Raw genomic sequence first — 12,777 nt, forward strand, 5'->3', positions numbered from 1 at the left:
GTAGTGGATGACAACTACGCAAAAATCAGAGTTGTTTGCGGTATGGACCGCATCCAGTCTCGAAAGGGTCAGACAGGACGATCCTGCAGGGGAGTGCCTCGATATCGAGCTTTTCGCCGCAAGAGGTGAATATGAATCGTTTCAAGTCGCGCTGAAATCACCGGAGGGTGAACATAGTCATGTCCATTTTGCAGTCAGTGACCTGAAGGGCGCTGACGAATCTATGATTTCGAAGTCGAATCTTACCCTTTATAGAGAGTATTATGTCTATGTCAGTGTATCCAGTCCGCAGAGAGGATCGGTATTGCCCGGGGGTCCTGGATGGTATCCTGACGCGTTGATCCCTTTTCTCGACCCTGCAACCAACGAACCTCCTGCGTATGGAGAAATAAAAGCGGCTCCGTTTGCGCTTGATAATAACTGCAATCAGGTCATTTGGGTAGATATTTATGTCCCGAGGGATGCCAAAGCGGGTCACTATTCGGGTACGTATACCGTTTCAAGTGAAAGTGGGGAGGTGACAGGTCGAATTTCCCTGACGGTTTGGAACTTCGAGCTGCCGCTGAAGCCTTCATTAAAATCTACCTTCCTCATATGGAGCAGTAGAAAGAAAAGCACGGTCGAGGAACTGTTAAAGCATAAGCTGATGTGCCAGCAATGGAACTTGAGTGAAGAGGAACAAGACGCTAATCCTTCTAATGAACGGGAATGGATAGAGAAGTATGGAGTGAACTGCTCAGGACTTGGATTCTGGAGCAAGGCGGACACTTTTAACGGTGTGATGCCCCCGCCTCCGACTGTAGAAGAAATTCAAGCCGCTGCTGCGGCACATCCGTCAGATCTGTTTCTATACAATTATACGGCCGACGAGATTGGACAATACACGAGCTTGTACGAACCGATTAAGGCTTGGGCTAGAAATCTTCACGAGGCTGGGATCGCTAATCTGATCACGATGGCTCCCATTCCTGAGCTTTATGACGATGGCTCGGGAAGTGGCAGATCGGCCGTAGACATTTGGGTCATCCTTCCAATGCAGTACGATAAGGCTCGAATTGAAGAGGTGCTTGCCAAAGGGGATGAGGTATGGTCCTATAACTGCTGCGTCCAAGATGACTACTCGCCCAAATGGCAGGTCGATTTTAGTCCGATCGAATTCCGCATTCAACCCGGGTTTATCAATCAAAGTCTTGGTTTGACTGGAATTCTCTATTGGAGGGTAGATTTCTGGACGGAGGATCCTTGGCATGATGTTCTAACCTTCAAAGCGGACGGTATGGATTTCAACGGGGAAGGGATGCTTGTGTATCCCGGAGAGCAAGTTGGCATTGACGGCGTCGTTCCATCTGTCCGACTTAAAGCTTTGAGAAAGGGAATCGAGGATTATGAATATATCGAGATTCTCAAAAGCCTCGGTCATGAGCAATGGGCACTCGAAATATCGCAAAGTGTGGGTCCGGACTGGCACGATTGGACCAAGGATTACCGCAAGCTTGAAGGGGCAAGGAAACAAATGGGGGAAAAAATCGATCATTTAATGACAAGGTGAAGGGCGGGAAACGTATGCATGCATGGACGACAATGCTGGACACTCCTGCCGTTACGATTGATCTCGACCTTCTCGACGCGAATCTTGAGCGAACAGCTAAGCTTGCTTCTCAGGCGGGGGTAAAGCTTAGACCCCATGTCAAAACGCATAAAAGCGTTTGGATCGCACAACGTCAGATGATTCATGGTGCAGCCGGCATTACGGTAGCCAAACTGGGCGAAGCCGAAGTGATGGCTGATGGCGGCATAGATGACATCCTCATCGCGTATCCGATTGTGGGTAAATCGAAGCTGGAACGTCTCGGCAATCTGCTGCGTCGCATCAAGGTTTCGGTTAGCACGGACAGCTATGAGGTGGCCAAGGATTTGTCAGAGCTAGGAGAACATCTGAAGCTGCGAATTCCATTGTACATTGATGTGAACTCCGGTTTAAATCGATGTGGCAAGGAGCCTGGGGAAGAAACTGCGAAGCTTGCACAGCAGATTGGGCAGCTACCGGGTATCGAAGTTGTCGCGCTTATGACTCACGCCGGGCAAGCTTATAGTAAAAGCCGCGGGGAGGATTGTCGGGAAGTTGCCCATACGGAAGCGGAGGCTTTGGTGCGGACGCAAATCCTGTTGAGACAGCAAGGGATGTTGATTCCTGGCATTAGCGTCGGTTCAACGCCTACTTCTAAATTCGTTGGTGAGCTGGCAGGAGTGACCGAGATGCGGCCAGGGGCTTATGTATTTGGTGATGGCTCTCAGTTGTTTACGGGATTGATCGAAGAAGAGGAATGCGCTATGCGCATATTTGCGACTGTCGTCAGCACGCCACGTCCGGGAACCGTCATCATTGATGCTGGCTCCAAAACGCTTACTAGCGATAGAAGCCCTCACCGTCAAGGATTCGGTTATATTCCTGAGCTACCGGAAGCCATTATTGTGCAGCTCAGTGAGGAGCACGGCATTATTCAGTTGCCGGAAGGTACTGAACTGCGCATCGGAGAGATCGTGTCGATCATTCCGAACCACTGCTGCACGGTTACGAACTTGCACGACCGTCTAGCTGGACTGCGTAAAGGACGACTTGAGAGGTGGCTACAGGTCGAAGCGCGCGGTCAAGTGCGCTGAATTCGATTCTGGATCTGGATCTGAATAACTTATGAAACATTAGAGGAAGGGTGAGTTTTATGTCTGAACACATTCATACGAACAAGGCACCGGAATTTCCGCTGCCCATGTCGCAAGCACTGCGAGCAGGCGATTTCGTTTACGTATCAGGTCAGGTAGGCGTGTATCCCTCCACTCGAGAAATCGTCGGACCAACAATTGAAGAGCAAACGGAGCAATGTCTGCGCAATATCGAGATCATTCTGGAAGAAGCGGGTCTTACTCTCGATCATGTGATTAAAATCAATGCTTATATCTCGCGTTCGGAAGACTTTCCAGCTTACAACCGCACCTATGAACAGGTTTTTAATAAGCCGTTTCCAACTCGTACCTCGCTACCTTCCAACCTTAGCCCTTATCTGATCGAGATCGATGCGATTGCTTATGCACCGTCTCGCAGAGGGCAAAGTTGACCGGAAAGCCGGACAAATGAGGCTGTAAAAAGCGAAGGGAGGAGCAGGCAGTGGACCGTCTACCTTTACGAATTGCCGTGGCCGGCATCATGCATGAAACGAATACATTCGCACCCGGCCTAACTGGGCTGGAGGCGTTTAACAGCGAGTGGATTGTTGGCGGGAAAGCTTTTATCGATCGTTATGCGGGTACACGAACTACAATGGGCGGCATCATCGAAGCCGCTTTGGCTCATGAAGCGCAGCTCCTGCCGGGATTTTACGCGGCAGCGACGCCTAGTGGAATGGTGAAGGAGGATGCGGCTGATATTCTAATTGATGCAGTTGTTGAATCTGTTGACCCGAGTGCAAACGGCCTTGTGCTCATCATGCACGGTGCGATGGTATCTGAACAGTATGACGACGTGGAAGGCGAGCTTCTTCGCAAGCTACGTGCACGATGGGGAGGCGAATTTCCCATTGCTTTGACGGTAGACCTGCATGCGAACATCAGCTCATCCATGGTGGAATTGTCGGATTTTATTGTAGGCTATGACACCTACCCTCATGTGGATATGTTCGAACGTGCGGTAGAGGCAATCGAATTGTTGATCCAGCAAATCCGTGGCCAGATTCAACCGGTTCAAGCTATTGGGCATACGGGAATGCTTGTTGTGCCACAGGGAATGATGACCGCTAAAGGCAGTATGAAGACATTAATGGATCTCGCATTCGTAGTGGAAGGCAACGAACAGGTGCTCAACGTCACAGTGGCGGGCGGATTTCCTTACAGCGACGTCCCGGATGCTGGAATGTCCATTGTGGTTACGACCGATGGTGACCGCAATTTAGCCAACCGTTACGTAACCGAACTGGTGGGGTGGGCACTGGAGCATCGTGAAACGTTTAATGTCATGTACCTCGAGCCTGCCGAAGCGGTTGCTGCTGCACTGGCGGAGCCTATCGGTCCGGTTCTACTCAGTGAAGGCTCCGACAATGTGGGCGGAGGGGCTCCTGGGGATGCTACCCACTTGCTGAAGCACCTTGTTGATGTTCCGCAAAAGGCATTGGTTGTCATCTGTGATCCGAAGGCGGTAGTATCTGCTTTCGAAATTGGCGTTGGCGGCGAACTGGCAACGGACATCGGCGGTAACACAGATGCTCTACATGGTGATCCTGTCTTCATACGTAGCCGCATTCGCTTGCTCTTCGATGGTATCTACTCTCACGTCGGGCCTTACATGACGGGACACCGCGCCGATATGGGACGGACGGCTGTTGTCGAGTGTGGTTTGCTGACACTAGTACTAACCGAGAAACGGACGGCACCTTGGGATCTCGGACACATCCGCTCCGTCGGTCTATGGCCTGAAGATTACAAGATTATCGTAGCCAAATCGGCAATCGCATGGCAGACTGCGTTCGAAGCTTTTGTCAAAAAGGTGATCAACGTTGATTCTCCTGGCTGCTGCAGCTCAAACTTGCAGCATTTTATGTACCAGAACGTTGTGAGACCTGTCTATCCATTGGACGAAGAGCCGACTCCGAGATATGGGGGCAAGAGAGAGGGTTTGCGATGAGATTACATGGAAAAACAGCGGTCATAACTGGAGGGTCGATGGGCATTGGCTTCGCGACGGCGCAACGCTTCGCTGCCGAAGGAGCCCGGGTGGCTATCATGGATTGGAACAGACAAGCGCTTGATGAAGCTGTGTCGGTTATAACTGCCAAAGGTCAGGAAGCGATTGCCATCTCAGGGGATATTCAATTGCGTGAAGATGTGCAGCATATGGTCGACAGTGTGCTCCAGCAGTGGGGTTCGATCGACATTGTCGTCAATAATGCAGGGATATGTGAGCCCGCCTCATTTCTGGATATTGAGGAAGCGGATTGGGATCGGCATATGGCCATCAACCTCAAAGGGACATTCCTGGTCGGGCAGCTGGTCGCCCGGGAGATGGTGAAGCAAGGAACGCGAGGCTCGATCATTAACATGTCCAGCGTTAACGGACTTGCAGCTGAAGCTGATCAGGCTCATTATAACGCCTCAAAGGGCGGAATAAACCTGCTGACGATGTCGATGGCACTTGAGTTAGCACCATACGGTATCCGGGTCAATTCACTTTGCCCTGGGTATATCGAAACGAGGTTGACCCGAGCGCAGATCGTCAATCCTGAGGCATTGGCTCCTTATTTGCGAACTATTCCGCTCGGGCGGGTCGGACAGCCGGAAGAAATCGCGGATACCGCCTTGTTCATGGCATCCGATGAATCGCGTTACATGACAGGCCATTGCTTGGTTGTTGATGGAGGGCAATTGATCAAATTATCCTGACCATTCGAAGGGGGAAAATGACAATGCGAATGATACCGACTCCAAGACATTTTTCAAAAATGACGGCCTTTATTTTAATCCTACAGTTGATAATTGCTTCTGTTTCGTTTCCAATGGGAGCTTGGGCGGAAGAAAATGATCAAGCATCGTTGGCCAGTGTCAATCCGAATCTCGTTCAGAATCCCGGGTTTGAATATGACCTCAGCGGCTGGGACGTATCTTTTCCAGATTCAGTCGTAGAAGCCACTTATGATGCACATAGCGGTAGCAAGGCGATCAGAGTTAAACAAAGCAGCCAAGAACAGACGGTGCCGATTGAACCAGAAAAAAGCTATAAATTAACTTTTTGGGCCAAGACTGGGGGTCCAGCTGAGCAAAACGTCGTCGGTATGAACTTCTGGGATGTGCCAGGTGTAGGCCTTCAGGGAGCTCGTGTTGCTGTTGATTCCAACGTATACAAGAAATACGAGATTTATTTTACCGCTCCAATCGGGTTCTCATCTTCGACAATTGTCATTTGGAAGGAACCCGGAGCCGGATGGGTTTATGTAGATGATGTTGAGCTGGTTGAGCTTGCTAATCAGGTCGTTAACCCTGGATTCGAGGAAGGACTTGCGGGATGGGACTTGACATGGCCAGACACTGTTGAACAACTCACTAGCGACTCTGCAACCGGAAGCCAAGCATTGATGGTTAATGCCAGCAGTCGCGAGCAGACGGTTAATATCGATTCGGGTAAAAGCTACAAGCTAACCTTCAAAGGGAAAAGAGTCGGTCCGGCGGAATTGAATGTGGTCGGGATTAACTTCTGGGATGTGCCGGGACTTGGACTGCAAGGCAGTCGCGTAACGGTTGATTCCTCCGCTTACAATGACTACACCTTATATTTTACAGCTCCAGCAGGTTTCTCGAAGGCGACAGTCGTCATTTGGAAAGAGCCAGGAACCGGTTGGGTCGCTGTGGATGACTTCACGATTACGGAGTGGAGTGCTCAAGGTACGGTGGAAATACCGAAGCGGACGGCCCGAACGGTTCTGAATGAACCATCGAAAAAACAGCCGCATCTATTGCTAATGGAGCATCCGGGAGCGGGCACCACATGGCCGGCAAAAGTGAAGGAAAATATCGAGCATATTGAATCGCTGCCCTTCGATGGCATAACCATAACCCCAACATTTTCTTCCAAGCTTATGAGCCGAGAGTCGGTCTCCTATGAGACGATGATGGAGGAGCTCAAGGTTCTTAAAGGCTTGTTTAAGAAGGTGAACAAAAATTACCTGGAGGTTTTCTCCAACCGTCCTTCTGATCCTGCGGATACGACGGGAAGAACGGGTGATCTGTTTGACGATGAAGGCTGGGCAGTGGTCGAAAGCAACATGAAAAATTTCGCCCGTGCTGCTAAGAAGGTTGGGATAAAGCGTATTCTTTATGATAATGAGGAGTATTTCGGTCGATTTACGAATTATCCTCAAACCTCATTTTATACAGAGAAGTCTTTACAGGAATATCAAGATAAGGCCCGTGACAGAGGTAGGCAGATGATGAACGCCATCATTAGCGAAATGCCGGAAGCTTCCGTTCTGGTGCTGCATGGACCGTATATTACAGACCCTAACAAGCCAGATTGGTTCGTCAAAAATGTAGTCGGAACAGTCAATCTGATGGGACCCTTTTTCATAGGGATGATGCAAGCTGCTGACGCTTCCGGAAACCATGCGAAGGTCATTGACGGCGGCGAACTCTATTTAATGCGTTCTCAAGGGGATTTTGAAGACGCCTATCAATTCCGCAAATATGAATTGGCCGACGCATACAGCAATAATGCTTTTATACCTGAGGATTTAAGAAGTAAATATGCTCAAAATTCAAACCTGGCTTTCGGCGTCTATAATGAGCATTGGATGGCCAATTACCCGATGGATCCGACCATTATGAGAGACACTCTGGAAAACGCGCTCCGTTCAGCGGACGAAGTTGTCTGGTACTATAATGAACCCGCTGGCAGTGGCGACTGGATGATCCCCGGTAGTGTGAGCAGTGTGTGGTTTGACGCTGTTAATGGAGCAAAAAAAGCGGTGGATGATCTTAAGACAGGAACAAACCGGATATACAATGGAGGATTTGAATTTGATGACGTTAACTGGGAACGCTTTGGCAGTGCAGAGGTTAAGCACGTTCTCGGCTCAACGTTGGTGGCAAATTCCGATGCAAATGCCCTTGTGCTCAGTCCTGATTTAGGAGGAGCACAGCAGACGATCACTTCCGAGCTAAATAAAGAAAGCATTTATCAGTTGAGTGCATGGTCTAAGTCAATGGCACCGGGGGATTACGCAGAAATCGGAATTGTGTTGAAGGATGGAATTGGCGAAGTAGTAGGACAGTATTCGTTTAACATGAACGATACCACCTATCGTAAGGGCAGTGTATCTTTCCTTGTCCCTTCTAATTACAGTAGTGCACAGGTTTACGCGAAGAGGGAAGTTGGGAGCGATTCTATTTTTGTGGATGATGTGGTTCTGCGAGAATTATTCGATGTGCCGACCCGCTTAGTCCTCTCAGCCAACAAGACAGAAGTGAAAGTAAACCAGAAGGTTAAACTGGATGTGAAGGTTCTGAATGGTAAAGGAAAAAAAGTGCGTGTGGACGACGGAGCCATCACCTATCTCAGTTCTAATCCTTCCGTGGCGACGGTGAACACAGAGGGGAAGGTAACAATTCAGGGTATCGGGAATACGACGATCACGGCTAGTTCAATCCTGAATGGACTCTCTCTGAGTGACCAACTTGAGATTAAGGTCAAAGCTAAAGGTAAAGCGCACAATGATGAGGACAATGAATAAATAATAGCGTAGTCTCGATTACCTTAAGGGGTGTCGAGACTATTTTTTTGTCCATTAAGTTATTGATAATCGCTTTTGTCACGGTATTCGTTCGGGGTCAAGCCAGTTAAGTTTTTGAATACTTTGAAGAAGTATTTCTCATCGGTAAAGCCACATTGCGTAGCGACCTCATAAATTTTGAGTTGGGAATGGAGGAGAAGGTCCTTGGACTTCTCAATTCGCAGCTTTTGTAAATAATGAACGAAGTTGATGCCTGTTTTCTTCTTGAATAAGGTGCTGAAATAGCTCGGATTCATAAAGATTTGCTCGGCAGCTGAGCTTAGAGTGATATTCTGATCATAATGCCGCTCAAGGTACTTGACGATGAAGGAGATCGCATTGCTATCAATTGGACGGTTGCGGGCTGTTGCTCTCTGAATCTGGGCGAATCGATCCTTCACGCGATCTTTGAATTGTTCGAACGAGTCAGATCCTCGATACATACGAATGAGATCGTTATGGGTTTGCCAGTTCCATTCGTTCTCCTTCTCGGAATTGAATTCGGAGAAGACTAACAGGCTGTATAAGGTTTCAATGATGAAGCTAGGAGTGATATCCGGCTGCTGTAGGTTGAATCTAAACCAGTCCTCAACCGCTTGAAGCAACGGTTGAAGATTGCGTTCGTGAAGAGCGCTGCGAATCGACTGTGTGAACACATTCGAGTTCATGAAGGGCGAGTTGGATGATGCAATCTCTTTGAAGCTGAAGTGCCTTATACTTGGGCGAAGCAGTCGGAAATCTAACGCGTAAGAGGACTGCTCGATTAACCTCGGTAGCATTTCTGACTCTTCAGAATAGGGACTGATTCCAATCGTCGGTGTCAGATTTTTCAATAGCCCTTGTTGGGTTAATAGATTTACGACGAGCTGATATAGCTGGCGATTCCCTGTCACTGTAGCCGTAGCGATCCCAATAATCATTTCGACATACCCACTGTCTGATCGATTGTGGGAGTACAGATGAGCGGACAAGGATTCTGGATGGACGACCTTCTCGGACTTCTTATCTACCTGAGGAGGCTTATAGTCAGCGAGTGGCAGACAGACCGCGAATAGATAGCGATGGTTATAAACCGATGAGGTGTGGGTGCTTTCCACTGATGCTAAAGGCTTTGTCGCATCAAGCTGCGCTATGAGCTTCGTTAACGCATCGAACAGATTTTTTTTCTTGATCGGTTTGAGTAAATATTCACTGACCCCCATCGAGATGGCCTGCTGGGCTAAAGCAAACTGACCGTAACCGCTTAGGATGATAAATTTGGTGTTGGATTTGGTTTCTGTGAGCTTACGAATGAGCTCGAGGCCGTCTCCATTATCCATCTTAATGTCTGTAATGATAATGTCCACAGGGTCATTCTTAGCAAGTAACAGGGCTTCGCTCCCGCTGGAGGCTTCAAGGATCTCACTTAGGCGTAGCCCCATCTCTTGAATAATCTTCTTGATCCCTAGGCGAATAATGTCTTCATCTTCAACAATGAGTAAGCGGTACATGCTTGTTCACCTACCTAATATCTAGTGTTCAGGAGTTGTGGGTAAAGTTATCGTTACAGTCGTTCCTTGTCCCGGTTCACTGCTTAGTTCAATGCCAGAGTCCCGTTCGTAATAATGCTTAATGCGATCGCTGACATTCGTAAGCGCTACACCACCTGATCTACCAATCTTGCTGTTAGCCTCCGATAGAGGGGAGCGCTGCTCCGGATCAAGTGATAGCTGGCGATGGACGAGCTCTAGCCGATTAGCCTCGATGCCACTTCCATTATCCGTGATGACACAACGAAGGACAGGGTTCGAGTCATCTTCGGTGATGGTAATACTAATGAATAAGCTGCCGACGTGACCCTTCATGCCATGAACGACGGCGTTTTCTACGATAGGCTGCAGGAGCAAATTCGGAACCTGATAGCTTTGTAGCTTGTCTGGAATATTACAATGCAGAACAATACGTTCGTTATGGAGCAGGTTCTGAATTTGAATGTAATCCTGAATGTGCTCTATTTCGGTTGCGAGGGTAACAGAGATGTTCCCGTTATTGATGTTATATCTCATAATGCTTCCAAGTGCCGTGATCGCATCAGACAATTGCTGCTCATCGCGAGTTTCTGCCATCATGCGTAGAGTTTCCAGTGTATTGAATAGAAAGTGTGGGTTAATCTGAGCTTGCAACGCCATTAGCTCGGCTTCTTTTTGCGACACTTGAGATTTGTACACTCTATTAATAAGCTCATCGATTTGGCTGGCCATTGCATTAATATTGAGCGCAAGTCGATCGATTTCATCCTCTCCGTGAACCGGAATTCGCACCTGAAAGTTTCCATTTTGTATTTTCCGCACATTGCTTATAATTCGAACAATTTTTTTAATTAACAATCCAGAGAGTAGAAAGGATAGAACGGCAAGCAGAATTGTCAGGAACAAGATGAGTAGAATGAATATATTTTTGGTTTGGTTCCAGGGTCCATTAATATCGGATAAAGGGACAAGACCTACGAGTGATGTTTGCAAGCGCTGAATAGGTTTGACTTCGTAACGATACGGAATTCCATTGAAGGTGAGTTCACCGGAGGTTATCTTCCTGGGATCTATTTGTTGCAGGGTCGTAAGATCTTGTGGCTTCTCGACGAGCGCAACTGCTGCTTGCGGAGCATAAGCGATTTGCCCATCCCAATCTAAGGCGAGCACAAAGCCAGAGCTGGATAACGTTAAGGCTTCTAACTTGGCAAAGAAATGACTAATGTCGATTTCAAATTCAAGGTAGGAGGTGTCATCAGGGAAGTCTTCATTAATCGGATAGAACATCGAATAGACCGGTTGGTGAGAATCCTTCCGATAGGGGTATTCACGTTGGGTATGACGATTTTCCCAATAGGGATAGAAGTTCTCGAATTGCGTCTTAATATCCAAAAACCAAGGTTGATCGTCCACAGTGGAGAGGGGGATAAAATATCGACTCTCAGGAAGTGTCTCATTCACATTGAAGAAGTGAAATTCACCAATATCCTTATGGGTGGCTACGAACCAGGACAGCAGGGATTGGATGGATGTATTCATGACCTCAATGATTTCGGATTCATCGTAATACCGTTTGAGAAGTGATTTTTTGAGAACATTATTTGTCGAGATTAAGTATCCTGTCTTCTCGATATCATCTACTTCTTTGTCAACTGTCGTAAGAAGCTGATTCATTGCCTGCTCAATTAAAAGTAAGCGCTCTCCCCGAGCGGGTACAATAACCTGATTATATATCCATGCGCCACTTACGGACACAGGAATGAGTACGATAAGCATGTACGATAAGAACAGCTTGGACTTGAAGCTGAGCCTGCCAAAGTGTCTAAAAAGCGATAATCTTCTCATCATACGCCTCCCTCCCTATTATTGTAGGGGAATCTATAACTTCCGTCCACACGACCCGCACCCCTCTTATAAATAGCAATAAATATTCGACTAAACCTAAAGAATTTCTCCTGATTTCCGTTCATGATAACGTTTACAATTTAGCTATGAAAGAGATTCCTTTAGAAGGAGGGTGGCTCCATTTGCAGCTAGATAGGAATAAAGGAATTCGAAAATGGGATAACCAGGCAATGCTCCAGCTTATGGTGTTACCCGCGTTGTTGACGATGCTGATCTTCAGCTATCTCCCGATGTTCGGGATTATCATCGCCTTCAAGGAATATAACGTGCTCGACGGCTTGTTCGGAGGAAAGTGGATCGGATTCGCACATTTCCGCGAGATGTTCGCAGATGATAGGTTTCAGACTGCTCTTCGAAACACATTGGCCATGAGCTCGATCAAGCTGCTCATTACTTTTCTGGCACCGGTTATATTTGCTCTATTATTGAATGAAATTCCGTTTGCACGCTTCAAAAAATGGGCGCAAACCCTTACGACATTACCACATTTTCTGTCTTACGTAATTATTGCGACAATTGCGATGATCTTCCTTGATCCGAAGGGGATTATCAATAAAATTCTTAGTGGACTTGGCATTATCGATAAGCCGATCGAGTTTTTAGCAGAATCTAGTCATTTCTGGTTATTGGGTGCTTCCCTAGACTTGTGGCAGGAGACGGGCTGGGGAGCGATCATCTATCTTGCTGCGATTGCAGGCATTAATACAGAAATCTATGAAGCTGCTAAAGTCGATGGAGCCGGAAGACTACGTACGATCTGGCACATCAACTTGCCTGCCATTAGAGGTACCATCATGGTACTGTTGATCCTGCATATTGGGAATATCATCTACGGGGGCTCCAACTTTAACCAATCCTATTTGTTAGGAAACGTGTTTAATAGAGACGCCTCTTATGTGCTTGGCTACTATACGTTGGATAATGGGTTGTTGCAGATGAGATATGCTTTCGCTACTGCTGTAGATCTATTCCAATCCTGCGTAGCCCTTGTGCTCCTTCTTCTTGCGAATTGGGGAGCTAAGAAAATGAATGGTAGCAATATTTTTTAAGCTCGTTGA

9 protein-coding genes are annotated in these 12,777 nt (G+C 47.6%); 7 read left to right on the plus strand and 2 right to left on the minus strand.

Translation table 11 applies throughout. The annotated features are described in order from the left end of the window. Positions 1-7 precede the first annotated feature (7 nt). The 6 genes from M1K58_RS01480 to M1K58_RS01505 are packed head-to-tail and all read left to right on the plus strand — an operon-like array spanning position 8 to position 8,267. A complete protein-coding gene (locus M1K58_RS01480) occupies positions 8-1,549 on the plus strand; it encodes a DUF4091 domain-containing protein (protein WP_256756894.1) in 1,542 nt (513 codons plus the stop codon). A 14-nt stretch (positions 1,550-1,563) separates the two neighbouring features. Continuing rightward, on the plus strand, positions 1,564-2,661 hold the full coding sequence (locus tag M1K58_RS01485; RefSeq protein WP_256756895.1) for an alanine racemase: 1,098 nt from the start codon (positions 1,564-1,566) through the stop codon (positions 2,659-2,661). A gap of 59 nt (positions 2,662-2,720) precedes the next feature. Next, positions 2,721-3,113: a RidA family protein gene (locus M1K58_RS01490; protein WP_256756896.1), complete on the plus strand. Its 393-nt coding sequence runs from the start codon at positions 2,721-2,723 to the stop codon at positions 3,111-3,113. A gap of 50 nt (positions 3,114-3,163) precedes the next feature. After that, a complete protein-coding gene (locus M1K58_RS29605) occupies positions 3,164-4,672 on the plus strand; it encodes a M81 family metallopeptidase (protein WP_256756897.1) in 1,509 nt (502 codons plus the stop codon). After that, a complete protein-coding gene (locus M1K58_RS01500) occupies positions 4,669-5,427 on the plus strand; it encodes an SDR family NAD(P)-dependent oxidoreductase (protein WP_256756898.1) in 759 nt (252 codons plus the stop codon). The genes M1K58_RS29605 and M1K58_RS01500 overlap by 4 nt, the downstream gene beginning before the upstream one ends. 23 nt (positions 5,428-5,450) lie before the next feature. Beyond that, complete coding sequence (locus M1K58_RS01505; protein WP_256756899.1) at positions 5,451-8,267, plus strand: carbohydrate binding domain-containing protein; 2,817 nt, start codon at positions 5,451-5,453, stop codon at positions 8,265-8,267. Positions 8,268-8,326: 59 nt separating this feature from the next. Here M1K58_RS01505 and M1K58_RS01510 read toward each other — a convergent pair whose 3' ends face one another. Together M1K58_RS01510 and M1K58_RS01515 are read right to left on the minus strand one after the other, a co-directional pair. Then, complete coding sequence (locus M1K58_RS01510) at positions 8,327-9,796, minus strand: response regulator (RefSeq protein WP_256756900.1); 1,470 nt, start codon at positions 9,794-9,796, stop codon at positions 8,327-8,329. A gap of 21 nt (positions 9,797-9,817) precedes the next feature. Beyond that, the gene (locus tag M1K58_RS01515; protein ID WP_256756901.1) at positions 9,818-11,662 is read right to left on the minus strand and encodes a sensor histidine kinase; all 1,845 of its coding nucleotides are present in this window, start codon (positions 11,660-11,662) and stop codon (positions 9,818-9,820) included. A gap of 179 nt (positions 11,663-11,841) precedes the next feature. Here M1K58_RS01515 and M1K58_RS01520 point away from each other — a divergent pair, with 179 nt between their 5' ends. Then, positions 11,842-12,768 carry an ABC transporter permease gene (locus M1K58_RS01520; protein ID WP_256756902.1) on the plus strand — a complete coding sequence of 309 codons (927 nt, stop codon included), beginning with the start codon at positions 11,842-11,844 and terminating at the stop codon, positions 12,766-12,768. Positions 12,769-12,777: the final 9 nt, after the last annotated feature.

The organism is Cohnella sp. WQ 127256, from assembly GCF_024519285.1.
Lineage (GTDB): Bacteria > Bacillota > Bacilli > Paenibacillales > Paenibacillaceae > Cohnella.

Excerpts from the sequence above, each read along its gene's own strand:
- M1K58_RS01480 (WP_256756894.1), top strand. The coding sequence starts at position 8 with ATGACAACTACGCAAAAATCAGAGTTGTTTGCGGTATGGACCGCATCC.
- M1K58_RS01485 (WP_256756895.1), top strand. The coding sequence starts at position 1,564 with ATGCATGCATGGACGACAATGCTGGACACTCCTGCCGTTACGATTGAT.
- M1K58_RS01490 (WP_256756896.1), top strand. The coding sequence starts at position 2,721 with ATGTCTGAACACATTCATACGAACAAGGCACCGGAATTTCCGCTGCCC.
- M1K58_RS01500 (WP_256756898.1), top strand. The coding sequence starts at position 4,669 with ATGAGATTACATGGAAAAACAGCGGTCATAACTGGAGGGTCGATGGGC.
- M1K58_RS01505 (WP_256756899.1), top strand. The coding sequence starts at position 5,451 with ATGCGAATGATACCGACTCCAAGACATTTTTCAAAAATGACGGCCTTT.
- M1K58_RS01510 (WP_256756900.1), bottom strand. The coding sequence starts at position 9,796 with ATGTACCGCTTACTCATTGTTGAAGATGAAGACATTATTCGCCTAGGG.
- M1K58_RS01515 (WP_256756901.1), bottom strand. The coding sequence starts at position 11,662 with ATGATGAGAAGATTATCGCTTTTTAGACACTTTGGCAGGCTCAGCTTC.